Raw genomic sequence first — 23,209 nt, forward strand, 5'->3', positions numbered from 1 at the left:
CCTTCTAGCGCGTCCGGCCGCTCTCCGCCACGTCCTCGGCCAGGACCGGGCCCGGCGGGACGCGCCGCGCCACCCGGTCCTGCAGCAGGGCGCGCGCCTGCGGCAGCCCCTCCGGCCGCTCGGCGAAGACGTCGCGGGCGAGGAAATGCCCGGTCAGCCGCAGCCCCGCCAGCCAGTCCGCCGGCCCCTCGCCGGCCGACTGGCCGAGCAGGTAGGGCGGCAGCGGCAGCAGCCGGTCGCGCCAGGGGGCGCCGGCGGCGGCGCTGACGGCGCGGCCGGTGCGGGGCGAGACGAAGACCAGCTCCTCCGCCGTGCCGGTCGCGGCGCAGCGGCCGAGATCGAGCCCGTAGCCGAGCTCGCCGAGCAGCGCCGCCTCCCAGCGCACATAGTCGGGCAGCAGCGCCGCCGCCTGCCCCGCCCCCTGCCCTGCCCCGTCCCCTGCCCCCTGGGACAGCCGGGCGACCAGCGAGACCAGCCCCTGGAAGCAGCGGGGATGCGGCACCCGCTCGGGCAGCGCCGCCTCGGCGACGGCGCAGGCGGCCGAGAGCAGCGCCAGCGCCAGCGGCTCCTCCATGGCCAGCGCCGCCGCCGGATGCACCAGCTCGCCGGTCAGGCTGCCGAGCTGCTCCGGCAGCCGCGCCACCCAGCGCGCCTCGACCAGGTTGCCGCGCTGCCAGACCGGCGCCTGGGCGCGCGAGGCGCCGCCCTTGGCGAGGCCGGCATGCCGCCCCAGCGCCTCGGTCAGCAGCGAGACCACCGCGCCGCTCTCGCCGAGCGGCCGGGCGTCGAGCACCACGGCGGGGGCCTGCCATTCCATCACCGCAGCATATGGCGTGCGGCCCCGGCCGGCGCCAGCCGGGCGCCGGCCGCCCCGGCGCCGGCCGCCTCAGAACACTGTGCGCGCTGCGCTGCGGCAACGGCCCGGCGCAACCCGGGGCGGGTCCGCATTGTTCCATGCCGGGGCGGCGCGACGCCCCTCGGCAGCAGGGAGGGCGAGCGCATGTCCGAGATCGAGGAGCTCGCCAGGCTGCGGCCGCTGCCGCTGCGCTTCGCCCATCTCGCCGGCGGCTTCTGGCGCGGCCCGACGCGCTGGCAGGCGATGGCCCTGACCGGCATCCTAGGCAGCCTGACCGCCGCCGAGATCGCCCTCTCGGTTCGCTTCAACGCCTGGCTCGGCGACCTCTTCGACGTGCTGGAGCGCCGCGCCGCCGGCGAGCTGGCGGCGCAATGCCTGGTCTTCGCGGCGCTCGTCCTCGGCTTCGGCCTGCAGGCCGGGCTGCACCTCACCTGCCGCCGGGCCCTGCAGCTCCGTTGGCGGCGCTGGCTGACCGAGCGGCTCGCCGGGGCCTGGCTGCGCCGCGCCGAGCCGCTCGACGCCAGCAGCGGCGCCGCCAACATCGACGGCCGCATCGCCGAGGATATCCGCATCGCCACCGAGGAGGCGGTGGAGCTGTGCGGCTCGCTCTGGCAGGCGCTGCTGCTGCTGGTGGTCTTCGGCAGCCTGCTCTGGGAGATCTCCGGCAGCCCGAGCTTCACGATCCTCGGCCAGGAGGTCCGCATCGCCGGCTACATGGTCTGGCTCGCCCTGCTCTACGCCCTGGTCAGCGGCGTCGCCGCCTTCGTGCTCGGCCGGCCGCTGGTGCCGGCGACCGACCGGCGCCAGGCGGCGGAGGCCGAGTTCCGCGTCGCCCTGGTGCATCTGCGCGACAACCGGCCGGCCTCGCGGCTGGGCGGGCTGGCGCGGCTGCGGCCGCTCTTCGCCGGCATCGCCCGCACCTGGGACGGCCAGACCCGCAGCATGGCGCGGCTCTCCGGCTACAATGCCGGGCATGGCCGGCTGACGACGACCTTCCCGATCCTCGCCGGGCTGCCGGGCTATTTCCAGGGCGTGGTCTCGCTCGGCGGGCTGATGCAGGGGGCGCAGGCTTTCCAGCAGCTCGCCGCGGCGCTGACCTGGCCGGTGACCAGCATGGAGCGGGTGGCGACCTGGGGCGCCTCGGCCGAGCGGGTTCTGGCGCTGCAGGCGGCGCTGGCCGCCGGCGAGGCCCCCGCCCCCGCCGCGGCGCCCGCCCCGGCGGTGCTGCCGGTGCCGGCGGGCTGATCCCGGACGGCCGTTGCTGGTGACCCATCGACGGCCCCCTCGAGCGCCGGGCGGGTTGCTCCGCGCCCTTGGCTGCGCGGCACGAGCCGCGGCGCCCGGTCGGGCGCGCGGCATGAACGGGACATTCATGCCGCTGGCATGAGACGCGGCCCGGCGCGGCGCTGGGCCGCCTGCGTCACGCCTTCGGTCATCCCCGCAGGCGATCGCCCTACCCCGCCGCCCCCCGCCCCGGCAGTTCCAGCCGCGCCAGCAAGCCGCCCTCCGGGCTCCGCCCGAGGCTCAGCGCGCCGCCATGCAGGGCCGCCAGATCGGCGACGATGGGCAGGCCGAGGCCCGATCCCGGCGCCGCCTCGTCGAGCCGCACCCCGCGCCCGAGCACCGCGGCGCGGCTCGCCTCCGGCACGCCCGGCCCGTCATCGCCGACCTCGATGACCACCAGGCCCGGCGCCGCCCGCACCGCCACCCACACCCGCCGCGTCGCCCATTTGCAGGCATTCTCCAACAGGTTGCCGAGCATCTCGGCCAGGTCCTGGCGGTCGATCCGCACCCGCGCCGCGGCATCGCCCCCAAGCTCGATCGCCACCCCATCCTCGGCGAAGAGGCGGGCGAGGGCGCGGGCCATCTCCTCTGCCACCTCGAGCGGCGCCGCCTCGGCGGCACGCGCCAGCCCCGGCGCGGCGCTCGCCCGGGCGCGGGCCAGATGGTGCCGCACCAGCCGGTCCAGCGCCTCGGCCTGCACCCGCGCCTCCTCCGGCGCCGGCACCGGGCCGGCCGCCTCCGGGCCGAGGGCGTTGCGCAGCACCGCGATCGGCGTCTTCAGCGCATGCGCGAGGTTGCCGAGATGCGACCGCGCCCGCTCCACCGTCGCGTGGTTCTGCGCCACCAGCTCGTCGATCTCGGCGACCAGCGGCGCCACCTCGGCCGGCGCCGGCACCTCGCCCAGCCGGTCGCGGGCGCCCGCCCGCACCTCCGCCAAGGCCTGGCGCAGCCGGCGCAGCGGCGCCAGGCCGAGCACCACCTGCCCGACCACCAGCCCGACCAGGCCGAGCCCGAACAGGGCGAAGGCCAGCACCAGGTTGCGCCGGAGATGCGCCAGCTCGGCATCCACCGGGCCGCGCGCCACCGCCACCTGCACATGCACCGGCGCGCTGGCCCGCAGCGGCACCACCTCGCGCTGCACCAGCCGCAGCCGCTCGCCGCGCGGGCCGAGGATGTCGGAGATGGCGACCGACCCGGGGGCGGCGCCAGGCCCGCCGCCCTCGCGCGGCGCCGGCAGGCCGGAATCCCAGAGCGAGCGGGAGCGCGCGGTGGCGCCGTCCGGCCCGGTGAGCTGCCAGTAGCGGCCGGAGAGCGGGCGCTCCAGATCGGGATCGGGCAGCGGCCGGGCGAGGCGCGGCCGGCCATCGGCATCGAGGCCGGTGGCCGCGGCCACGGCATCGAGCAGCCCGGTGGTGCGGGCGTCGAAGGCATCCTCGACCTGGTCGATGACGAGGTCGGTGACGTACCAGCCAACCAGCGTCAGCCCGCCGGCGACCCAGAGCGCGCTTGCCAGGGCGAGGCGGAGGGTGAGCGAGGCGCGCGCCGCGCGAAGCATCCCGCCCGTCACCCCTCGGGCGCGACCAGCCGGTAGCCCTGGCCGCGCAGCGTCTCGATCAGCCCCTCGCCCAGCTTGCGCCGCAGCCGGCCGATGACGACCTCGAGCGTGTTGCTGTCCCGGTCGAAATCCTGGCCGTAGAGATGCTCGGTCAGCGCGGTCTTCGAGACCACCTCGCCGCGGCGATGCGCCAGATAGGCGAGCAGGCGGAATTCCAGCGCCGTCAGCCGCACCGGCGCGCCATCCAGCATCGCCCGCGCCGCCGCGGTGTCGATCACCAGCCGCCCGAGCGCGATCTCCGGCCGCGCCAGCCCGTGCGCGCGGCGGATCAGCGCCTGCAGCCGGGCGATCAGCTCGCCCATGGCGAAGGGCTTGGCGAGGTAGTCGTCGGCGCCGGCATTCAGCCCCTCGACCTTCTCGGTCCAGGCATCCCGCGCGGTCAGGATCAGCACCGGCATGCGGCGGCCGGCGGCGCGCCAGCGGCGCAGCACCGAGAGCCCGTCGAGCCGCGGCAGGCCGAGATCGAGCACCACCGCGTCATAGGGCTCGGTCTCGCCGAGGAAGAGGCCCTCCTCGCCATCCGGCGCATGGTCCACCACGAAATGCGCCGCCTGCAGCGCCTCGGCGACCTGGCCGGCCAGCGCCGCATGGTCCTCGACCAGCAGGACGCGCATCAGCGCCGTTCCTGCGACTTTTCCTGCACGGGCCCGTCGGTGTCCACCAGCTCGGCCGTCGCCGCGTCGAGCTCGATCTTGTACATGCGCCCGGTCGGCGGCATCAGCTTGAACTCATAGGTCCAGCGGCCGTCGTCGTGGTCGAGCTCGGTCTCCACCACCTGCCCGACATAGCGGCGCTCGACGATCGCCAGCAGCTCGGCGAGCGGGCGGATCTGCCCGGCCTGCATGGCCGCGCGGGCCCGGTCGTGGTCGTCCTCGTCGCGGGCGAGCGCCGGGGCGCCGGCCAGCGGCAGGAGGGCAAGACCGAGGAGGAGGGGGCGAAGCGTCCGCATGATCCGGGCTCCCTAGCGGGCCTTGGCTGAACCCAGGCTGAACGGCGGGTTCAGCACGGGTTCAGGCAGCCCCTGCCACACCAGGCCCAGGACGTCATCACCTGGAGCCTCGACGATGTGGACCTGGACCGTGGAATGGGATCTCGCGCTGCTCGCCGCCTGCATGGCGCTCTGCGGCCTGGTCCCCGGCGTGATCGCGCATCTGCGGAGCACCGACCGCGCCGTCCGGCCGGAGCCGGCGCGGGCCTGGGCGGCGGCGGTGGCCGGCCTGCCCTCGCGGCCGGTCGAGGGGCTGAGCGGCCCGGCGCATGCGGCGATCGCGCGGCAGGTGACGCTGCGCATGCAGGCGATCGGGGCCATGCCGAATGGCGGCGCCCCTGGTCATGCCCGTGGCGCCCCGGCCCTGGCGCCCAGCCTCGCCCTGGCCCTCGGCCCCGAGGCGCTCGGCCGGATCGCCGATGGCCGCGCCCGCCCCGATGCCTGACACCAGGCGCAGGACGTTCTGGCCTGCGTCTGGTGGCGCGCAGCCAAGCAAGCCGGAGGGTTGCGCCCGGCGTCTGAGCAGAGGCAGGACGGTGAAACCGTCCCGCGCTGGGTATGAGCCCCGGCCGTTCAGCCTTGGGCCGATCCGCGCTACACCGCCGCGATGGCAGCCGATGACGACGACGAGGACGAGGCCGGCCCGCCGGGCCTGCCGCCGGGCACCCCCTTCTACATGACCCCCGCCGGCCAGGCTGCGCTCACCGCCGAACTGCGCCGGCTCTGGAGCGAGGAGCGGCCGAAGGTGGTCGAGGTGGTCTCCTGGGCCGCCGGACTCGGCGACCGCTCGGAGAATGCCGACTACCAGTACGGCAAGCGCCGCCTGCGCGAGATCGACCGCCGCGTCCGCTTCCTGCGCAAGCGCCTGGAGCGGGTGCAGGTCGTCGATCCGGCGGCGCAGACAAGGCGCGACCAGGTCTTCTTCGGCGCGACGGTCACCTATGCCCGCGAGGATGACAGCGAGGTCACGGTGACGATCGTCGGCGTGGACGAGGCCGAGAGCGGCGCCGGCCGCATCTCCTGGGTCTCGCCGGTGGCCCGCGCGCTGCTGGGCGCCCGCATCGGCGACCTGGTGCGGCTGCGCCGGCCGCAGGGCACCGAGAGCATCGAGGTGGTGGCGATCCGCTATCCGGCGGCCTGAGGCGGGCAACGGCATCGCTGCCGCTGCGTTGGCCGTATCATGAGCGAACCGGTCGTCCGCCCCCTGCCCCCGCATTTCCAGGATCACGGCGCGGCCATCCTGCCGGCCGTGACCGTCGATGCCTACAATGCCGAGCTGCGCACGCCGGAGGGCTTCCTCGGCGACCGCGCCAGCAGCCGCGCCTTCAAGGCGATCCTCGACTGGTGGCGCAAGCGGGTGCGCGAGGCCGGCGAGGAGGACCCGCTCGGCCGCGCGCCGACCCGCGACATCCCGCGCAAGCAGCTCGACGCGATGATCGAGGGCGACGACGCCGAGGCGGCGGCGCTGGTGCATGGCGCGGTCGAGGAGTTCGCCCAGTCCCTCGCCGAGGTGGTGCGGGCGCTGCTGACGCAGAAGGCGTGGCGCGACACCGAGCGCATCGTGGTGGGCGGCGGCATGCGCGGCAGCCGCATCGGCGAGCTGGCGATCGGCCGCGCCGGGCAGCTCCTGAAGGCCGATGCCATCCCGGTCGAGCTGCACCCGATCCGCCACGACCCGGACGAGGCGGGGATGATCGGCGCGGTGCAGCTCGCCCCGCCCTGGATCTTCAAGGGGCACGACGCGCTGATCGGCATCGACATCGGCGGCTCCAACATGCGCGCCGGGCTGGTGCGGCCGCATCTGAAGAAGGCGTCCGACCTCTCGGCCGCCTGCATCTGGGAGAGCGAGATCTGGCAGCACCGCGCCGAGCGGCCGGCGCGCGAGGCGGCGATCGACCGGCTCGGCGAGATGGTCCGCGACCTGGTGCGCAAGGCGGGGAAGCGCGGCCTGCACCTCGCCCCCTTCATCGGCGTCGGCTGCCCGGGCCATATCGAGGCGGATGGCCGCATCGCCAAGGGCGCCCAGAATCTGCCTGGCAATTGGGAGAGCAGCCGCTTCAACCTGCCGGACCGGCTGCGCGAGATCCTGCCCGAGGTGGACGGGCACGAGACCGTCGTCGTCCTGCACAACGACGCGGTGGTGCAGGGGCTGAGCCAGGTGCCCTGGATGACCGAGGTGAAGCACTGGGGCGTGCTGACCATCGGCACCGGCCTCGGCAATGCCCGCTTCACCAACCGCCGCGGCTGACCGCCCGCGCCCCGGCTTGCCAGCCTCGCCGGCGCCGCCGAGAAAGAGGGCGATGCGCAGCGTGGGTGGGACTGGGATGGCGGCGTCGCAGGGGATGCAGGAGGAGGAGGCTCCGGAGGCGCTGCTGGCGCGGCTGGAAGGCGCCGCCAGGCGGCACGAGACGCCCTGCGGCGAGGGCCGCATGGTCTGGCACCTCTGGGGCGAGGCCGCGGCCGAGCCGCTGGTGCTGCTGCATGGCGGCAGCGGCTCCTGGCGCCACTGGGCGCGCAACCTCGAGACCCTGGCGCGGCACCGCCTGGTGCTCTGCCCGGACCTGCCCGGGCTCGGCGAGAGCGCCATGCCGCCCCCGGCCGCGGACCCGGCGCCGGTCGCCGCCATCGTGCGCGCCGGCATCCTCGCGCTCCTCGGCACCGAGGCGGGCCGGCCACGGGCCTATGACCTCTGCGGCTTCTCCTTCGGCGCCCTGCTCTCCGGCCATGTCGCGGCGCAATCCGGCGCCGAGCTGCGCAGCGTCACCCTGGTCGGCGCCGGCGCGCTCGGGCCGCGCCGGCAGGTGACCGAGCTGACCAAGGTCCGCAGCCTCGAGGGCGAGGCGCGGGTCGCGGCGCACCGGCACAACCTCGCCGCGCTGATGTTCGCCGATCCGCGCAACATCGACCCGCTGGCCCTGGCGATCCAGGAATGGAACACCCGCCGCGCCCGCTTCCAGAGCCGCGGCTTCGCCGGCAGCACCTCGCTCCGCGACGCCATCGCGGCGGCCCGCTGCCCGGTGGCGCTGCTCTATGGCGAGCGCGACGCCATCGCCTGGCCGGAGGTCGAGCTGCGCTTCCAGGCGCTGCGCGCGGTGCAGCCGGAGGCCTGGACCGGCGTGATCCCCGGCGCCGGGCATTGGGTGGCCTATGAGGCGGCGGCGGCCTTCGACGCCATGCTGCTCGAGATGCTGGCGCGGCGGCTCGGCCGGTAGGGCGGGGCCGGGCGGCCCCGGTCGGATGCGGGGGCCGCGAAACAGGGGACCGGCGCCTGCCACGCAGGCATGTGAATGGCGGGCGCTCCGGGCTCCGGGCAGGAGGGGGTCAGGATGGCCCGTCCAGGACGCCCGCTGCAACGCCGCACCCTGCTCGCCTCGGGCGGCGCGCTCGCCCCGGGGGCGGCGCTGGCGGCCTGGACGCCGCCCGGGCCGATCCGCCTCGTCGTCCCCTTCGCCACCGGCGGCGGCAACGACCTCACGGCCCGCCTCCTCGCCCCGGGCTTCGGTGCGGCGCTCGGCCAGCCGGTGACGGTGGAGAACCACCACGGCGCCGCCGGCACCCTCGGCGCCGGGCTCGTGGCGCACGCCCCTCCCGATGGCGCCACGCTGCTGGTCGATGGCATGAACCAGGCGGTGGCCCCCTTCCTGCTGCCCTCCCCCGGTTTCGACTACCTCCATGCCTTCGCCCCGATCAGCCAGCTCTGCCGCATCCCGCTGCTGCTCGTCATCCGGGCCGATGCGCGTTTCGACAGCCTCGCCGCGCTGCTCTCCCGGGCGCGGCTGCAGCCCGGCCGCTACGCCTACGCCTCCTCCGGCAACGGCGTCGCCAACCATGTCGCCGCCGCCCTGCTGGCGAGCCGGGCCGGGGTGAGCTTCACCCACAGCCCCTATCGCGGCGGCGCCCCGGCGCTGCGGGCGATCCTCGGCGGCGAGGCGGATTTCGGCTTCGTCATCACCGCCCTCGCCCTGCCGCTCCTGAGCCGCGGCCGGCTGCGCGCGCTCGCCCTCTCCACCGCGGCGCGGCTGCCGATGCTGCCCGCGGTGCCGAGCATCGCCGAGCAGGGCTTCCCGGGCTTCGACGTCACCGCCTGGAACGGGCTCTTCGGGCCGGCCGGGCTGGCGGCGGAGGCCATCGACCGCCTGTACGCCGCCTGCCGCGCGGCGCTCGACACGGCCGAGGCGCGGCAGCGCCTGGCGGCATCCGGCGCGACCGCCCTCGCCACCGCCCCGGCGACCTTCGAGGCCTTCCTGCGGCAGGAGCGCGCGGCGATGCGGGCCCTGGTGGAGGCGGCGCGGATCCAGGCCGATTGATCCCGCCCCGCCCCGCCCCGCGCGGGCGCCGTCGCCCGACCAGGTGACCGCCTCGGCGCGATCCGGCGCAGGGGCCTCATGCCCGGCGCGCGACGTTCGGCCTGCGGCCCGCAGGACCGAGCGCCCGGATAGGCGCCGCGGGTCGCGCCGTAAGGCGCGCTCAATGGCGCGACGCCGCGAAGGCCGAGGCAAACCGGAGGGTTGCGCCCGGCGCCAGGGGACCGCCGATGGGGGCCGTCGATGGGTCGCCAGCAACGGCCGTTGGTATCTCAGCGCGGCGGCTGCGCCGAGGCCATCAGCCCCTCCCAGCGCTCGACGTCGCGGGCGACATAGGGCACGGCCTCGGCCGGCGGCAGGGCGAGGACGCGGTCGACGCCGAGCTCGGTCCATTTCCGCCGGACGGCCTCGGCCTGCTGCACCCGGGCGATGGCGGCATGCAGCGCCGCCTGCACCGGGGCGGGCGTCGCGCTGGGGACGAAGACCGCCTGCCAGACCACCATCTCGGCATCGACGCCGATCTCGCGCCAGGTCGGCACCTCGGGCGCCGCCGCGCTGCGCTGCGGCGAGGTGACGGCGAAGGCGCGCGCCTGCCCGCCCTTGGCGGTCTGCAGCCCGGTGAGCGCGATGTCGAAGACGAGGGCGATGCGCCCGGCGGCGAGGTCGAGCGTCGCTGGCGCGCCGCCGCGATAGGGGATCTCGTTCATCGAGAGGCCGGTGGTCTTCAGGAAGAGCAGCGCCGCCATGCCGAGCGTGCCGCCGCCGCCGGTGCTGCCATAGTCGTGGCGCCCCGGCTCGGCGCGGATGCGCGCGAGGAAGGCCTTGCCATCGGCGGCCGGGAAGGCGTTGCCGACCAGCATCACCATCGGCATCTCGGAGAGGATGGCGACCGGGGCGAGCTGGCGGATCGGGTCGATCGCCGCATTCGGCACCACCACGCGCAGCACCGCATGGCTGGTGTTGTTGAACAGGATGGTGTGGCCATCGGCCGGGGCGCGGGCGACGAACTCGGCGGCGATCATGCCGGCGGCGCCGACCCGGTTCTCCACCACCACCGGCTGCGGCAGCACCTGGCCGAGCGCCTCCGCCAGCACCCGGGCGCCGACATCCGTCGCGCCGCCGGCGGAATAGGGCACGACGAGGCGCAGCGGCCGGTCCGGCCAGGCGGCGGGGGCGGTGGCGGCTGGCTGCGCCGCCGCGGGCGCGACGCCGAGCAGGAGGGCCAGCAGGCCCGGAACGAGGTGGCGGCGCATGGGGGTCCTCCCGGCTTGGGGCGGCGCCGGCCGGGCGCGCCTGCCCGGCCGGGCGGCAACCGCCCGTCCGCCTCGATAGCGGCATCGCCGGCCGCCGCCTACCGCCCGGGCCGGCGGCTCAGGCGAAGCCGTAGAGCCGGGCCGGGTTGCCGACCAGGATGCGCCGCCGGATCGCCGCCTCCGGCGCCCAAACCGGCAGCTGGTTCAGCAGCAGCCCATCATCCACCTCGATCGGCTCCGAGACCTCGCCCGGCGGCCGGCCGGACTGGCTGTTGGTGTGCGGCCAGTCGCTGCCCCAGAGGATGCGGTCGGGATTGGCGGCGATCAGCGCCCGGGCGAGCGGCGCCATGTCGGGGAAGGCGGGCGCCGCCTCGCTGCCGCGATAGGCGCCGGAGAGCTTCACATAGGCCCGGCCCGAGCGGACCAGCTCGAGCAGCGCGGCGAAGCCCGGCTGCGCCGGGCCGGCGGCGCCGCGCGCGCCGCCGAAATGGTCGATGACGAGCGGCACCGGCAGCTGCGCCAGCGGTTCCCGCAGTGCCTCGATCACGGTCGGGCGGGTGTAGACCTGCACGTGCCAGCCGCGCGCCTGCACCAGCGCGACCGCGCTGCGCAGCGCCTGCGCCGCGGCCGCCGGATCGGCGACGCCATGGGTCTCGAGATTGACCCGGATGCCGCGGATGCCGGCCTGGTGCAGCTCCTCGAGCTGGGCCGGGGTGGTGCTCGCATCGATCACCGCGACGCCACGGGCGCGGCCCGGCCCGAGCGCGCGCAGCCCCTCGAGGGTGGCGCGGTTGTCGGTGCCGTAGACGCTCGGCGTGACGATGACGACGCGGTCGAGATGCAGGGCGCGCTGCAGGGCGAGCAGCATGGCCGGGCCCGCCGGCGGCGGCGTGTAGCGCCGGGCGGCGAGCAGCGGGAAGCGCTCGCGGTCGGGGATGACATGGACGTGGCAGTCGCAGGCGCCGGGCGGCACCTCGAACGCCGGCGGGGTGAGCAGCGCGGCCCAGGGCCGGCCGGGCCGGGCCGCCAGCGCCGCGGCGGGCCCGGCGAGCAGCAGGCGGCGGCGCATGCTCAAGGGCGCGCCCGGTCGCTGGCTCGTCGCTGGCTCATTCGCTGGCCCATTCGGCCGCATGCGCCCCCAGCGGCACCGGCGGCAGCGCCCAATAGGGCGGGGTCGCCGGCAGATGCCCGGAATGCCGCAGCGCCGTCAGCCGGCCGAAGCCGCTCGGCCCCTCCTCCAGCAGCGCGCCGAGCTCCGCCATCTCCGGCACCGGCAGGCCGAAGGCGCCCTCGACGCGGCCGAGCCGGCGCAGCCATTGCCCGGTGCCGGCGAGCGAGACCCGCACCAGCCAGGAGCCGCCCTCCTCCGCCCGCCGCAGCAACGCCGCCAGCGTCCCGAAGGCCAGCAGGAAGCCGGAGGCATGGTCGAGCGCCTGGCAGGGCAGCACCCGCGGCGCCGCCTCCGCGGGATCGGCGCCGGCGGCCACCGCCTCGGCATGGTTGAAGCCGCTCGCCGTCTGCACCAGGGAATCGAAGCCGCGCCGCCCGCCCCAGGGCCCGGCCTCGCCATAGGCCGAGAGGCTGGTGCAGACGATGCCGGGCCGCAGCGCCGCCAGGTCCTGCGGCGCGAAGCCGTGGCCGGCGATGGCGCCGGGCCGGTAGCCCTGCAGGAAGACATCCGCCTCCGCCGCCAGCCGCCGCAGCGTTGCCCGCCCCGCCTCCTCGCGCAGGTCGAGGGCGGCGCTGCGCTTGCCGCGGCCGGTATCGGGCAGCAGGTCGTCGAAGCTCGGCAGATGCGCGGCGCTGACATGCAGCACGTCGGCGCCATGCGCGGCGAGGGTGCGGCCGCAGACCGGCCCGGCGATCACCCGGGTGAGATCGAGCACGCGGAATCCCTGCAGCGGCCGCGCGGCGAGCGGCGGCAGGGGCGTCGGCGGCGCCTCGCCGATCCGCTCGATCCGCAGCGCCGGCAGGGCGGCGACGGCCTGGCCCTGCGGATGCGCATCCCATTCCGCCTGGCTGCGCATGGCGGCGACGCAGAGCCCGGCCTCGGCCGCCGCCTGCTCGAAGGCGAATCCCTCCCAGTCGCGCAGCGCAGCGCCCACCGCCTCGCGCGTGCCCTCGCAGCCGAGCAACCGCAGCACCCCGGCGCGGTGATGCGGGAAATTCGTGTGCAGCCGCACGAAGCGCCCGTCGCCGCAGCCATAGGCGCCGGCGATGCTGTCCCAGCGCGCCGGGGCCGGCGCGCCGTCCAGCCGCAGGTAGCGCTCCGAGCTGAACTCGAGCGCGGCATGGCGCAGGTCGATCTCGGCCTGCTGCGCCGGGCCGCCGCGGCGGCGATGGATCTCGGCCACGGCGGCGGTCGCGGCGGCCACCACGGCGCCGGCCGCGGCGGCGATGCGGAAGGAGGAGGGCAGCACCGGCTCCTCTCCCCCGAGCCGCGCCGGCACCGCCCCGGCGAGGCCCGCGCCCTGCCAGAGTGCCTCGAGACTCGCGCGCGGCGTCGGCTCGGCCATGCATCCCTCCTGTTCCGGAGGAAAGCCTAGAGCCGATCGCCGGATGGGGGGAACGCCCCAGGGGAGGAATGCCCAAGGGGAGGAATGCCCCAAGGGGAGGAATGCCCGCGCCGCGAAACGGCCCGGCGGCGCGCGATGCAACGAGAACCGTTCTAGGACCGTCAGCATTTTGCCCGGGGAAGGGGAAACGCCGGCGGCATCCCGCGTTTTCCGCCATGGACCGCCATGGCGGCGGCTCCGCACAAGCAAGACGAATGGAAACGGCCATGGCCAATCAGCAGCAGTCGGGCGGCGGTGGTGGTCACAGGAATCCCGGCAATTTCGCCAACAACCGCGAAAAGGCCCGCGAGGCCGGGCGTGCCGGCGGCATGCACCAGGGCAAGGCGAACAATCCCGGCAATTTCGCCAACAACCGGCAGAAGGCCGCGGAGGCGGGCCGCAAGGGCGGCCAGCACAGCCATGGCAGCCAGGGATCGGGCAAGGCGCCGGCCTGACCGCCAGGCCGCCCGCGCCGCACCCTGACTGATCCGCTCGCCGGGCCCGGCCCAAGCCCGGCCCAGGCCCGGCACAGGGAGGGCGGCGGGGCGCGTCCGGCGCCCTGCCCGCCCCGCGGCGTGGCCGTGGCGCGGCAATCCACCGGACAGGTGCCCGTCATGGCTTCGCGCTGGCGTTGCCGCGGCGCTGGCCCCATATGGGCGGCACGGCCGCAGCGGCGCGGAGTGCGTGGCACATGAAGGTGAATGTCGAGATCGATTGCACCCCGGAGGAGGCCCGGCGCTTCCTCGGCCTGCCCGATCTGCGGCCCATGCAGGATGCGGTGATGGCCAAGGTCCAGCAGCAGATGCTGGACGCGGTGGATGCCCTCTCGCCCGAGACGCTGCTCAAGACCTGGATGCCCCTCGCGCCGCAGACGCCCGAGCAGATGCGCGAGGCCATGGCCTCGATGTTCCGCCTCTTCACCCCCGGCGCGGGCTCCTCCGGCGGCAGGCCCGGCAAGGGCTGACCCGGCGGCGTGCGCCTCACCGATCCGCCGCTGCTCCTTCGGCCGGGAGACGAGGGGCTCCGCCGCCCGCGACCGCCCGGACTGGTTGCCGATCCCGCGGCCAGGCTGCGGCTGCGCCTGCCCCGGCGGGGCCGGGGATTGCGGCCGGGGCTGGCCGCCTCGCTGCTGCTGCATGCCGGCTTCGCCACCCTGGTGATCCTGGCGGCGCTGATGCGGCCGAAGCCGGCCGAGCCGCCCTCGCCCCTGACCTACGACCTGGTCTACCGGGAGGGCGAGGTCGGACAGGAGGAGCCGCCGGCGCCGCAGGGCCAGCCCGTCCCGCCCGCCCCGCCGGCGCCGACCCAGCCGCCGACGCCGCCCAACCGGGCCGAGATCCCGCGCCCGGTCGCGCCGCCGCCGCCCACCGCCCCGCCGCAGCCGCAGGCCCCGCCCGCCCCGCCGCCGGCCAATGCCAGGCTCGCCGCGCCGAGCCCGGCGCCGGCCCCGGCGCCGCCCGCCCCCTCGCCGCTTGCCGAGGCCCTGCCGCTGCCGCCGCCCGCCCCGCCGGCGCCGCAGCCGCAGCCGCCGCAGCAGGAGGCGGCGGTGATCGCCCCGCCCCGCCCCGCCCGGCCGCAGACCGATCGCCTGCCCGGCCTCTGGCTGCCCGATGCGGCGCGGCTGATGCCCTCGCCGCGGCAGCAGGAGGCGACCCGGCGGCCGCTCGACCTCTCCCTCGGCTCGCTCGCCGCGATCGGCCGGGCCGACCGGACGGCGCCGCAGGTCAGCGTCCGCGGCGCCCAGGTCGGCTCCGACTGGATGCGCGCCTTCCAGCGCTGGGCGGAGGAGAACATCCGCTATCCGCAGAGCGCCGCCGTGGTGGGCGATCAGGGCGTCAACCGCATCCAGGTGCTGGTCGCGGCCGATGGCCGGGTGAAGTCCTGGCGGCTGGTGCGGCGCTCCGGCTCGGTCTGGCTCGATGCCGGGCTGGAGGGGCCGTTCCGCAATGCCGTGCTGCCGGCCTTTCCCGGCCCGGTTGATCCGGAAGGCGCGGTGGTCGACCTGACGGTGAACTGGCATATCATCCGCCAATGACGCCCGGCCCCGTCCGCCCCGATGCCGCGGCGTCGCCGGGCCGCCGGACGAAGCCGGAGGCGGCTTGCTGCGTTGCGATACGACCACTGGCCGCGCCGCGTCGCCCCGCGGGAGGGTCGGCCGACCAAACGCCTGGACCGGCGCCATGCTGCATTGCACAATAAGCCCAGGACAAGGAAACCCAGCCCGATGACCGTGGTCACCCCCCTGCCGGCGCGCGAGCTGATGCTCCGGGGCGCCGAGACCATGTCGCGCGTGATGGACCAGGCCAGGGCCCTGGCCGATGTCACACGCCGGCAGGCCGAGGCGCTGCGGCCCGATTTCGTGGCGCCGCGGCTGCCGCCGGCGCCGAGCGACCCCTTCACCCTCGCCCGCGACGCCGCCGAATACGCGGTGGACGCGGCGCAGCGCGCCGTCCTGTTCTGGGACACCATGCGCCAGGCCGGCAACACCTTCACCGAGCACGAGCTCGCCGGCTGCCCGCCGGTGCTGTTCTTCGAGCACGAGATGGTGGTCGACGGGCGCACGCTCTCGCGCCCCAGCAACTACGCGCTGGTCCGGATCAAGGTGCCGGAGGGCTGCCCGCCCACCGATGCGAAGCTGCGGCCCTTCGTCATCATCGACCCGCGCGCCGGCCACGGCGCCGGCATCGGCGGCTTCAAGTCGGACAGCCAGGTCGGCGTCGCGCTGCGCCGCGGCCATCCGGTCTATTTCGTCATCTTCTTCCGCGACCCCGAGCCGGGCCAGACCATCCTCGACATCACCCAGGCCGAGGGCATCTTCCTGCGCAAGGTGGCCGAGGCGCATCCGGAGGCGCCGAAGCCGGTGGTGATCGGCAACTGCCAGGGCGGCTGGGCGGTGATGATGCTCGGCGCCAGCCAGCCCGAGCTGACCGGGGCGCTGGTGCTGAACGGCGCGCCGCTCTCCTACTGGGCCGGCGAGCGCGGGCGGAACCCGATGCGCTATCTCGGCGGCCTCGCCGGCGGCTCCTGGCCGGCGGCGCTGCTGGCCGATCTCGGCAACGGCAAGTTCGACGGCGCCAACCTGGTGCTGAATTTCGAAAGCCTGTCGCCGGGCAACACCTGGTTCAAGAAGTACTACAACCTCTTCGCCAACGCCGACACCGAGGCGCCGCGCTTCCTGGAATTCGAGCGCTGGTGGGGCGGCTACTTCCTGATGAACCGCGACGAGATCCGCTGGATCGTCGAGAACCTGTTCATCGGCGACCGCTTCGCCCGCGGCGAGATCTCGGCCGGCGGCGGCGCCACCTTCAACATGCGGGCGGTGCGCTCGCCGGTCGTCGTCTTCGCCTCGGCCGGCGACAACATCACCCCGCCCGGCCAGGCGCTGCGCTGGATCGCCGATGTCTACCGCGACGAGCAGGAGATCAAGGCGCTCGGCCAGACCATCGTCTACCTGATGCATGACGAGATCGGGCATCTCGGCATCTTCGTCTCCGGCGCCGTGGCGCTGAAGGAGCACAGCGAGATCGCCGAGCTGCTGACCCTGATCGACAGCGTCGCGCCCGGCCTCTACGAGATGCTCATCACCCGCGAGCCCGGCAGCAATGCATGGCAGGTGGAGCTGAAGGAGCGGACCATCGCCGATATCCGCATCCGCAGCGGCGAGGCGAAGAACGAGGCCTTCCCCGCCGTCGCCCGGATCTCGGCGCTGAACCAGTCGCTCTACGACCTCTTCGTCGCCCCGGTGGTCCGCCAGGCCGCGACCGAGGAGAGCGCCGAGCTGCGCCGCCAGATGCATCCGCTGCGGCTGCGCCGCACCCTGGTCAGCGACCGCAACCCGGCCATGGCGCCGGTCGCGGCGCTGGCCGAGCAGGTGCGGCAGCACCGCGCGCCGGCGCGGCGCGACAACCCCTTCCTCGCCTGGGAGCGGCTCTGGGCCGACGGCATCGAGCGCAGCATCGACACCTGGCGCGACTGGCGCGACGCCTGGACCGAGATCGCCTTCCACGGCGTCTACGGCATGCTGGCCGCGGTCGGCGTCGCCGGGGGCGAGACGCCGGAGGAGCCGCCCTCGGCGGCGGCGCTGGCCGATGCCCCGGAGGTGCGCCAGGCGCTCGGGCGGATCGCCACGGGCGGCTATGCCGAGGCGGTGGTGCGGATGATGATCCTGCTCGCCCAGGCGCGCGGCGGCGTGCGGCGCTCCCGCCTCGCCCGCTCCAACGCGGTGATGCAGAACGAGCCGCCCTTCAGCGAGATGACGGCGAGCGCCCGGCAGGCGCTGATCCGCGAGCAGACGGTCATCGCCAGCATGGCGCCGGCCGAGGCGTTGGCCGCGCTGCCGAAGCTGCTGCCGAAGCTGGCCGACCGGCGGCGGGCGATGGCGACGGTCGAGGATGTGGCGGGGCCGGAGGAGGAGCTGGGCGATGCGGCGCTCGCCATGCTGAACCAGCTTCGCAGCGCCCTCGGCCTGGCCGCCGGCCTCGTGCCGGTCGGCTACGAGCAGGCGGCGGTGCCCGATTAGGGCCGGTGAGGGCTAGGGCGCTTCCCCTGGACACCAGTTCATGGGAAGCGCCCTAGATTATTGTTTTCAGAGCATCTTCACCCGATCAGGTGAGTCCACCTGATCGGGATCTGCTCCAGCCCCTTCGCCCGTTTCCACCCGAACGGGCTCTGCCCTGTCCGACGCGGCTGCCCGAAGGCATGGGGCCGCAGGACCGCGCCTGGATCAGTCCAGCGTCGCCCCGGAGATCTCCACCAACCTCTGCCAGACCTTCTCCTGCTCGCGCGTATAGGCGCCGTAGGCCGCCGGGGACTCGTCGGCGACCGGAGCGAAGCCGATCGGCTCCATGCGCTGCCGGAATGCGTCGGATCGCACGACCTGCGTGACGGCGCGATGCAGGATGGCGATGCGGTCCTCGGGCGTGCCGGCCGGCAGGTTGATGCCGTACCAGCTCTGCATGTCGATACCGGCGTTGGGCAACAGCTCCTTCATCCCGGGCACCTCGCGCAGCTCCGGCACGTAGGTGACCCGCTCGGCGCTGCCGACCGCCAGCGGGCGGAACTTGCCTTCCCGCACATTCGGCATGGCGGCCGGGATCACATCGAACATCATGTCGATGTTGCCCGCATACAGGTCCTGGAAGGCCGGCCCGCCGCCGCGATAGGGCACATGGGTGATGTCCACCCCCGCCGCCCGCTTCAGCGATTCGATGGCGAGATGGCTGATCGTGCCGGCTCCGGAGGAGCCCATGGTGAGCTTGCCCGGATCGCGCTTCGCCGCGGCCATCAACTCGCCGAAGGTCTTCCAGGGGCGGTCGGCGTTCACGATCAGCAGCACGGTCCCGGTGGTCACCCGGGTCACCGGCGCCAGATCGCGGATCGGATCGAGCGGCATGGAGCGGCGATACAGGAACTTGTTCGCGCAGAGGATGGAGACCGAGCCGAGCAGCAGGGTGTAGCCGTCCTTCTCGCCCTTGGCGACGACATCGGCGCCAAGGTTTCCGCCGGCGCCGCCGCGATTCTCCACGAGCACGTTCTGCCCGAGAAGAGGCTGGAGGTGTTCGGCCAGGAACCGCCCCGTCAGATCGACCGCCCCGCCGGGCGCGTAGGGCACCACGATGCGCACCGGCCGGGTTGGAAAATCGGGCGTCTGGCCCCACGCCACCGGGACGACAGGAGCGGATAGGGCAGCGGCCCCCAGCAAGGCGCGTCGGCTGATCATGCTCGGATCTCTAGAGCGGATCCCCTTCGGGTGGAACCACGCGAACGGGTGACGATGCCCTGAACACAAGAGGCTGGAGCCCGTGCCGTGAACGCGGGTGGACGGCAAAGGCTCCAGGAAGGGTGCCGCCGAAGACAGCCCCTCGGCCGGGCCTCGCGCCGGCAAGGCCCGCATCGCCCGGACGGATGCCACCATGTCGCCCTCGGGCTCGCCAGGCGCCAAGGCGAGCGGGACCGGCCGCGGCGACACCGCGGACGGGCAACCGGGGCGGGGTCAGCGGCCCTGGAAGCTGGGCTTGCGCTTCTCGTTGAAGGCGCGGATGCCCTCGATCCGGTCCTCGGTGCCGATGAGCTGGTAATAGGCCTCGATCTCGAACAGCATGCCCGAGGCGCGGTCCATCTGCAGGCCCTGGGTGATCGACTTCTTCGCCTGCCGCACCGAGAGCGGCGCATTGGCCGCGATCGCCCGCGCCGTCTCCCGCACCGCGCCCAGCACCTCGCCGGGCGGGCAGAGCCGGTTCACCATGCCCCAGCCGAGCGCGTCCTGGGCGCTGAAGGGCCGGCCGGTCAGGATCACCTCCTTCGCCCGCCGCTCGCCGATGGTGCGCGGCAGGTTCTGGGTGCCGCCGGCGCCCGGCATGATGCCGAGCGTCACCTCGGTCAGCGCGAAGCGCGCCGTCTCGCTGGCATAGGCGAAGTCGCAGCAGAGGGCGAGCTCCAGCCCGCCGGCGAAGGCGGCGCCGTTGATGGCGCCGAGCAGCGGCGGCGGGCAGGCCAGCACGGCGCGGGCCATGCGCTCGAACAGGTAGTGCTGCTCGGCGAATTGCGCATCGGTCATGCCGTTGCGCTCCTTCAGGTCGGCCCCGGCGCAGAAGGCGCGCTCGCCCGCCCCGGTCAGCACCACGCAGCGATAGGCGCCGGGCGCCGCCTCCAGCGCCTGGAACACCTCGACCAGCTCGCGCCCCATCTGGGTGGTGAAGGCATTGGCGCGCTCCGGCCGGTTGAGCGTGACCTGCAGGATATGCGGGTCGGGCTCCTCCACCAGGAGGGTCTCGAAGGCGCGGTCGAGCGCGGCGGGCGGCATGGCGGTCTCCCCCAAGGGATCAGGGCGGCGGATCAAGGCGGCGACGCCAGGCGGCAGCGCCCGTCCGGCCCCCCTCTATCCCGGCATCGACAGGCTTGGAACCCCGGCCGAAACCCCCTAGCCTGCTACCCAAAGACAAGGAAGGAAGCGGACGCATGGTCGATCTCGTCATCCGTGGCGGCACGGTGATCGACGGCAGCGGCGCCCCCGGGCGCGTGGCGGATGTGGCGATCGAGGGCGGCCGCATCGCCGCCATCGGCGCGGGCCTGCCCCGCGGGCGCGAGGAGATCGACGCCTCCGGCAAGCTCGTCACCCCCGGCTTCGTGGATATCCACACGCATTACGACGGCCAGGCGGTCTGGGACAGCCACCTCGCCCCCTCGGCCATCCATGGCGTGACCACGGCGGTGATGGGCAATTGCGGCGTCGGCTTCGCCCCCGTCCGCCCCGGCACCGAGGACAAGCTGATCGAACTGATGGAGGGGGTGGAGGACATCCCCGCCCCGGTCCTCTCCCAGGGCCTCGACTTCCGCTGGGAGAGCTTCGCCGAATACATGGCCGCGCTCGACCAGAAGCCGCGCGACATCGATATCTGCGCCCTCGTGCCGCATGCCGCCGTCCGCGTCTATGTCATGGGCGAGCGGGCGCTGGCGCTCGAGAGCGCCAACCAGGGCGACATCGCCGAGATGCGCCGCATCGTCGCCGAGGCGGTGGAGGCCGGCGCCTTCGGCTTCTCCACCAGCCGCACCATCAGCCACAAGACGCTGAAGGGCGACTTCACCCCGACGCTGCGGGCGCAGGAGGAGGAGCTCGCCGGCATCGCCGAGGGGCTGCGCGCCGTCGGCAAGGGCTTCATGGAGTTCGTCTCCGACTTCAACCAGCCCGACCCGGCGACCGAGTTCGGCCTGATCCGCCGCGTGGTGGAGCGCAGTGGCCGGCCGGCGGTCTTCTCGCTCACCGCGCGGCACGACCGCACCGAGGCCTGGAAGGAGCTGCTCGCCCTCTCCAACCAGGCGGCGCGCGAGGGCGTGCCGATCCGCCCGGTCTTCCCGCCGCGGCCGATCGGCATCCTGATGGGGCTGCTCGGCAGCCAGAACCCCTTCAGCGGCACGCCGAGCTACAAGGCGATCGCGCATCTGCCGCTCGCCGAGCGGGTGGCGGCGCTGCGCGAGCCGGAGACCCGCGCCCGCATCCTCGCCGAGGACCGCTTCGCCGGCAGCAATTTCCCGCTGCTCGCCCGCCTCTCCTTCGAGCGCATGTTCCCCTTCGGCGACCCGCCCAACTACACGCCGCCGAAGGAGAGCAGCATCGCCGCCCAGGCGGCGCGCGAGGGGCGGCGGCCGGAGGAGGTCGCCTACGACATGCTGCTGGCCGATGACGGCAACAGCTTCATCTTCTGCGCGCTGACCAACTATGCCGACTACACGCTGGATGCGAGCGCCGAGCTGCTGCGGCACCCGAACACCATCATCGGCCTCTCGGACGGCGGCGCGCATGTCGGCTTCATCTCCGACGGCAGCTTCCCGAGCTTCGTCCTGGCCTATTGGGGCAAGCAGCGCGGCCTGCCGGTGGAGGAGCTGATCCGCCGCCAGACCAGCGACACGGCGCGCGCCGCCGGCCTGCCGGATCGCGGGCTGCTGAAGCCCGGCCTGCGCGCCGACATCAACGTCATCGACTGGGAGGCGCTGGCGCTGGAGCGGCCGGGGATGCTGTTCGACCTGCCCGGCGGCGGCCGGCGGCTGATGCAGAAGGCCCGCGGCTACGACGCGACCATCGTCGCCGGCGCCGTCACCTATCGCGGCGGCGAGGCGACCGGCGCCCTGCCCGGCCGCCTGGTCCGCAGCATGGCCTGAGCGCCGCGGCGCCCCGGCCCGGACGCGGCCGGGGCGCCCGGTTCAGGCCCCGCCTCTCAGGCCCCCGCTTCTCAGGCCGCCGCCTTTCAGGCCACCGTGTCGTAGGGCAGCCGCTTGATGCGGTCCATGTTGAGCCCCTCAATGCGCAGCAGCCGCGTCGCGCCGTCGCGGCGCGGCGAATGCAGCACGCCCGGCTCGTAGAGATAGGCGTCGCCCGGCTTCAGCACGTAGTCGCGCATCGGCTTGGCCTTGCCGGGCGTCTCGCCCTCCGGCCGGGCGAGGCATTCGTAATCGGTCATCACCGTCTCGCCCGCCGCCTGGCCGTAGATCGCCCAGGACGGCCCGTGGTCGTGCGGCTTGCTGTTCTTCGCCCCCTCATAGGCATGGGCGAGGATGGTGAAGCCGAGATCGGGGTCCTCGTAGAGCACCTTCCGCTCGGGCGTCCCTTCCGGGATCGCCGCGGCGACGAAGCCCGGATCCTTCAGCGCCTCCTGCACCAGCTCGACCACATGCACCCGGCCGGCGGGGCCGGGTTCGGCCAGCAGCGCCTCGCGGCAGCTTTTGGCGAATTGCTCAACCGAGAGCGACATGGCGGCTCCTCCTTCAGGGCGCCAGCAAAGCCGCGCCGCGCGGGGGATGTCAAACCCATCCGCCGCCGGCAGACTGGCGCCCGGACAGGGAGGGAGATGGCCATGCGCGCCGTCTGGTACGAGCGTCCGGGCCCGGCCCGGCCGGTGCTGCAATTCGGCGAGCGGCCGCGGCCGGAGCCGGCCCCCGGCGAGGTGCTGGTGCGGCTCCTCGCCTCCGGCGTGAACCCGGCCGATGTCTACCGCCGCGCCGGCACCGCCTATGCCAATGAATGGCCGCTCATCATCCCGAACAGCGACGGCGCCGGCCTGGTCGAGGCGCTGGGCGAGGGCGCCGAGCCGGCGCTGCTCGGCCAGCGGGTCTGGCTCTACAACGCCCAGCGCGGCCGGCCCTTCGGCACCGCCGCCGAATACACCTGCGTGCCGGCGGCCTGCGTGCACCCCCTGCCGGCCACCCTGCCCTTCGAGATCGGCGCCTGCCTCGGCATCCCGGCGATGACGGCGCATCGCTGCCTCTTCGCCGATGGCCCGGTCGCCGGGCTGCGCGTGCTGGTCTCGGGCGGCGGCGGCGCGGTCGGCAATTACGCCATCCAGCTCGCCCGCTGGGGCGGCGCGGCGCAGGTGCTGGCGACCGCGAGCGGCGGCTGGAAGAGCGAGGACGCCCTCGCCGCCGGCGCCGGGCAGGTCTTCGACTACCGCGCGCCGGATTGCGCGGAGCGCATCCTGGCGGCGACCGGCGGCGCCGGCATCGACCGCGTCGTCGAGGTGGATGTCGGCGGCAACCTGGCGATCTGGGGCGCGGTCGTCGCCCTCAACGGCAGCGTCATCGGCTATGCCAGCCGCGGCGGGCTGACGCCGGCGGTCCCCGTCTCGGCGGTGCTGATGCGCAAGAACGTCAACCTGCGCGGCGTGGTGCTGAACAGCGCCCCGGCGGCGGCGCGGCGGCTGGCGATGGAGGAGGTCACGCGCTGGGCCGCCGAGGCGCCGCGGCTGCACCGCATCGCCGGCACCTATCCGCTGGCCAATTGCGCGGCGGCGCATGAGGCGGTGGAGGCCGGCGGCAAGCGCGGCACGGTGGTGGTGCTGCCCGCGGCATAGCGCCCCACGACGCC

The 23,209-nt window shown here is 74.8% G+C and carries 22 protein-coding genes; 12 read left to right on the forward strand and 10 right to left on the reverse strand.

Annotated elements, in window-relative coordinates:
* Positions 1-4 precede the first annotated feature (4 nt).
* The gene (gene recO, locus DOO78_RS10835) at positions 5-817 is read right to left on the reverse strand and encodes a DNA repair protein RecO (RefSeq protein ID WP_111469885.1); all 813 of its coding nucleotides are present in this window, start codon (positions 815-817) and stop codon (positions 5-7) included.
* 183 nt (positions 818-1,000) lie between these two features.
* Here recO and DOO78_RS10840 point away from each other — a divergent pair, with 183 nt between their 5' ends.
* On the forward strand, positions 1,001-2,101 hold the full coding sequence (locus tag DOO78_RS10840; RefSeq protein WP_165838831.1) for an SbmA/BacA-like family transporter: 1,101 nt from the start codon (positions 1,001-1,003) through the stop codon (positions 2,099-2,101).
* 208 nt (positions 2,102-2,309) lie between these two features.
* Here DOO78_RS10840 and DOO78_RS10845 read toward each other — a convergent pair whose 3' ends face one another.
* From DOO78_RS10845 to DOO78_RS10855, 3 genes are read right to left on the reverse strand one after another with little or no spacing between them, the layout of a single operon-like run.
* The gene (locus DOO78_RS10845; protein WP_111469778.1) at positions 2,310-3,695 is read right to left on the reverse strand and encodes a sensor histidine kinase; all 1,386 of its coding nucleotides are present in this window, start codon (positions 3,693-3,695) and stop codon (positions 2,310-2,312) included.
* An 8-nt stretch (positions 3,696-3,703) separates the two neighbouring features.
* Positions 3,704-4,369, reverse strand: a complete 666-nt coding sequence (locus DOO78_RS10850) for a response regulator transcription factor (RefSeq protein WP_111469779.1) — start codon at positions 4,367-4,369, stop codon at positions 3,704-3,706.
* Positions 4,369-4,704, reverse strand: a complete 336-nt coding sequence (locus DOO78_RS10855; protein WP_111469780.1) for a PepSY domain-containing protein — start codon at positions 4,702-4,704, stop codon at positions 4,369-4,371. The genes DOO78_RS10850 and DOO78_RS10855 overlap by 1 nt, the downstream gene beginning before the upstream one ends.
* Positions 4,705-4,819: 115 nt before the next feature.
* Here DOO78_RS10855 and DOO78_RS10860 point away from each other — a divergent pair, with 115 nt between their 5' ends.
* The 5 genes from DOO78_RS10860 (at position 4,820) to DOO78_RS10880 (ending at position 9,050) form a co-directional block, all read left to right on the forward strand.
* A complete protein-coding gene (locus DOO78_RS10860) occupies positions 4,820-5,188 on the forward strand; it encodes a hypothetical protein (RefSeq protein WP_111469781.1) in 369 nt (122 codons plus the stop codon).
* 162 nt (positions 5,189-5,350) lie between these two features.
* A complete protein-coding gene (gene greB / locus DOO78_RS10865; RefSeq protein WP_111469782.1) occupies positions 5,351-5,884 on the forward strand; it encodes a transcription elongation factor GreB in 534 nt (177 codons plus the stop codon).
* Between the two features lie 39 nt (positions 5,885-5,923).
* Complete coding sequence (locus DOO78_RS10870; RefSeq protein ID WP_111469783.1) at positions 5,924-6,991, forward strand: ROK family protein; 1,068 nt, start codon at positions 5,924-5,926, stop codon at positions 6,989-6,991.
* 76 nt (positions 6,992-7,067) lie between these two features.
* On the forward strand, positions 7,068-7,955 hold the full coding sequence (locus DOO78_RS10875; RefSeq protein ID WP_165838832.1) for an alpha/beta fold hydrolase: 888 nt from the start codon (positions 7,068-7,070) through the stop codon (positions 7,953-7,955).
* 114 nt (positions 7,956-8,069) lie between these two features.
* Positions 8,070-9,050: a tripartite tricarboxylate transporter substrate-binding protein gene (locus DOO78_RS10880; protein WP_165838833.1), complete on the forward strand. Its 981-nt coding sequence runs from the start codon at positions 8,070-8,072 to the stop codon at positions 9,048-9,050.
* A gap of 269 nt (positions 9,051-9,319) precedes the next feature.
* On the opposite strand, the gene DOO78_RS10885 is transcribed toward DOO78_RS10880, so the two are convergent.
* The 3 genes from DOO78_RS10885 to DOO78_RS10895 all read right to left on the reverse strand — a co-directional run bounded on the left by DOO78_RS10885 (position 9,320) and on the right by DOO78_RS10895 (position 12,816).
* Entirely contained in the window at positions 9,320-10,300 is a 981-nt protein-coding gene (locus DOO78_RS10885; RefSeq protein WP_111469786.1) for a tripartite tricarboxylate transporter substrate-binding protein, read from the reverse strand.
* 118 nt (positions 10,301-10,418) lie between these two features.
* On the reverse strand, positions 10,419-11,369 hold the full coding sequence (locus DOO78_RS10890; RefSeq protein ID WP_243634511.1) for an amidohydrolase family protein: 951 nt from the start codon (positions 11,367-11,369) through the stop codon (positions 10,419-10,421).
* Positions 11,370-11,406: 37 nt separating this feature from the next.
* On the reverse strand, positions 11,407-12,816 hold the full coding sequence (locus DOO78_RS10895) for a CoA transferase (protein ID WP_111469788.1): 1,410 nt from the start codon (positions 12,814-12,816) through the stop codon (positions 11,407-11,409).
* Positions 12,817-13,031: 215 nt separating this feature from the next.
* Here DOO78_RS10895 and DOO78_RS10900 point away from each other — a divergent pair, with 215 nt between their 5' ends.
* The 4 genes from DOO78_RS10900 to DOO78_RS10915 all read left to right on the forward strand — a co-directional run bounded on the left by DOO78_RS10900 (position 13,032) and on the right by DOO78_RS10915 (position 17,374).
* Positions 13,032-13,310, forward strand: a complete 279-nt coding sequence (locus tag DOO78_RS10900; protein WP_243634504.1) for a con-10 family general stress protein — start codon at positions 13,032-13,034, stop codon at positions 13,308-13,310.
* 236 nt (positions 13,311-13,546) lie between these two features.
* Positions 13,547-13,819, forward strand: coding sequence for a DUF6489 family protein (locus tag DOO78_RS10905; RefSeq protein ID WP_111469790.1), 273 nt, complete (start codon positions 13,547-13,549; stop codon positions 13,817-13,819).
* A gap of 138 nt (positions 13,820-13,957) precedes the next feature.
* Positions 13,958-14,890: an energy transducer TonB gene (locus DOO78_RS28410; protein ID WP_111469791.1), complete on the forward strand. Its 933-nt coding sequence runs from the start codon at positions 13,958-13,960 to the stop codon at positions 14,888-14,890.
* Positions 14,891-15,079: 189 nt separating this feature from the next.
* A complete protein-coding gene (locus tag DOO78_RS10915; protein WP_165838834.1) occupies positions 15,080-17,374 on the forward strand; it encodes a DUF3141 domain-containing protein in 2,295 nt (764 codons plus the stop codon).
* A gap of 204 nt (positions 17,375-17,578) precedes the next feature.
* Here the strand turns inward: DOO78_RS10915 and DOO78_RS10920 are convergent, their stop codons facing one another.
* Positions 17,579-18,574 (reverse strand): Bug family tripartite tricarboxylate transporter substrate binding protein, encoded by a 996-nt coding sequence (locus tag DOO78_RS10920; RefSeq protein WP_111469793.1) that lies wholly within the window; start codon positions 18,572-18,574, stop codon positions 17,579-17,581.
* 273 nt (positions 18,575-18,847) lie between these two features.
* Complete coding sequence (locus tag DOO78_RS10925) at positions 18,848-19,657, reverse strand: enoyl-CoA hydratase-related protein (RefSeq protein WP_111469794.1); 810 nt, start codon at positions 19,655-19,657, stop codon at positions 18,848-18,850.
* A gap of 155 nt (positions 19,658-19,812) precedes the next feature.
* On the opposite strand from DOO78_RS10925, the gene DOO78_RS10930 reads away from it, so the two are divergent.
* Entirely contained in the window at positions 19,813-21,510 is a 1,698-nt protein-coding gene (locus DOO78_RS10930) for an N-acyl-D-amino-acid deacylase family protein (RefSeq protein WP_111469795.1), read from the forward strand.
* A gap of 86 nt (positions 21,511-21,596) precedes the next feature.
* On the opposite strand, the gene DOO78_RS10935 is transcribed toward DOO78_RS10930, so the two are convergent.
* Entirely contained in the window at positions 21,597-22,100 is a 504-nt protein-coding gene (locus DOO78_RS10935; protein ID WP_111469796.1) for a cupin domain-containing protein, read from the reverse strand.
* A 102-nt stretch (positions 22,101-22,202) separates the two neighbouring features.
* Here DOO78_RS10935 and DOO78_RS10940 point away from each other — a divergent pair, with 102 nt between their 5' ends.
* Complete coding sequence (locus tag DOO78_RS10940; RefSeq protein WP_111469886.1) at positions 22,203-23,195, forward strand: NADPH:quinone reductase; 993 nt, start codon at positions 22,203-22,205, stop codon at positions 23,193-23,195.
* Positions 23,196-23,209: the final 14 nt, after the last annotated feature.

The organism is Roseicella frigidaeris (genome assembly GCF_003258945.1).
In the GTDB taxonomy this organism is placed as follows: Bacteria; Pseudomonadota; Alphaproteobacteria; order Acetobacterales; family Acetobacteraceae; genus Paracraurococcus; species Paracraurococcus frigidaeris.

Excerpts from the sequence above, each read along its gene's own strand:
- DOO78_RS10895 (WP_111469788.1), bottom strand. The coding sequence starts at position 12,816 with ATGGCCGAGCCGACGCCGCGCGCGAGTCTCGAGGCACTCTGGCAGGGC.
- DOO78_RS10885 (WP_111469786.1), bottom strand. The coding sequence starts at position 10,300 with ATGCGCCGCCACCTCGTTCCGGGCCTGCTGGCCCTCCTGCTCGGCGTC.
- DOO78_RS10915 (WP_165838834.1), top strand. The coding sequence starts at position 15,080 with ATGACCGTGGTCACCCCCCTGCCGGCGCGCGAGCTGATGCTCCGGGGC.
- DOO78_RS10890 (WP_243634511.1), bottom strand. The coding sequence starts at position 11,369 with ATGCGCCGCCGCCTGCTGCTCGCCGGGCCCGCCGCGGCGCTGGCGGCC.
- DOO78_RS10925 (WP_111469794.1), bottom strand. The coding sequence starts at position 19,657 with ATGCCGCCCGCCGCGCTCGACCGCGCCTTCGAGACCCTCCTGGTGGAG.
- DOO78_RS10840 (WP_165838831.1), top strand. The coding sequence starts at position 1,001 with ATGTCCGAGATCGAGGAGCTCGCCAGGCTGCGGCCGCTGCCGCTGCGC.
- DOO78_RS10870 (WP_111469783.1), top strand. The coding sequence starts at position 5,924 with ATGAGCGAACCGGTCGTCCGCCCCCTGCCCCCGCATTTCCAGGATCAC.
- DOO78_RS10845 (WP_111469778.1), bottom strand. The coding sequence starts at position 3,695 with ATGCTTCGCGCGGCGCGCGCCTCGCTCACCCTCCGCCTCGCCCTGGCA.
- DOO78_RS10880 (WP_165838833.1), top strand. The coding sequence starts at position 8,070 with ATGGCCCGTCCAGGACGCCCGCTGCAACGCCGCACCCTGCTCGCCTCG.
- DOO78_RS10860 (WP_111469781.1), top strand. The coding sequence starts at position 4,820 with ATGTGGACCTGGACCGTGGAATGGGATCTCGCGCTGCTCGCCGCCTGC.
- DOO78_RS10930 (WP_111469795.1), top strand. The coding sequence starts at position 19,813 with ATGGTCGATCTCGTCATCCGTGGCGGCACGGTGATCGACGGCAGCGGC.
- DOO78_RS10855 (WP_111469780.1), bottom strand. The coding sequence starts at position 4,704 with ATGCGGACGCTTCGCCCCCTCCTCCTCGGTCTTGCCCTCCTGCCGCTG.
- DOO78_RS10900 (WP_243634504.1), top strand. The coding sequence starts at position 13,032 with ATGGACCGCCATGGCGGCGGCTCCGCACAAGCAAGACGAATGGAAACG.
- DOO78_RS10935 (WP_111469796.1), bottom strand. The coding sequence starts at position 22,100 with ATGTCGCTCTCGGTTGAGCAATTCGCCAAAAGCTGCCGCGAGGCGCTG.
- DOO78_RS10875 (WP_165838832.1), top strand. The coding sequence starts at position 7,068 with ATGGCGGCGTCGCAGGGGATGCAGGAGGAGGAGGCTCCGGAGGCGCTG.
- greB (WP_111469782.1), top strand. The coding sequence starts at position 5,351 with ATGGCAGCCGATGACGACGACGAGGACGAGGCCGGCCCGCCGGGCCTG.
- recO (WP_111469885.1), bottom strand. The coding sequence starts at position 817 with ATGGAATGGCAGGCCCCCGCCGTGGTGCTCGACGCCCGGCCGCTCGGC.
- DOO78_RS10920 (WP_111469793.1), bottom strand. The coding sequence starts at position 18,574 with ATGATCAGCCGACGCGCCTTGCTGGGGGCCGCTGCCCTATCCGCTCCT.
- DOO78_RS10905 (WP_111469790.1), top strand. The coding sequence starts at position 13,547 with ATGAAGGTGAATGTCGAGATCGATTGCACCCCGGAGGAGGCCCGGCGC.
- DOO78_RS10850 (WP_111469779.1), bottom strand. The coding sequence starts at position 4,369 with ATGCGCGTCCTGCTGGTCGAGGACCATGCGGCGCTGGCCGGCCAGGTC.
- DOO78_RS10940 (WP_111469886.1), top strand. The coding sequence starts at position 22,203 with ATGCGCGCCGTCTGGTACGAGCGTCCGGGCCCGGCCCGGCCGGTGCTG.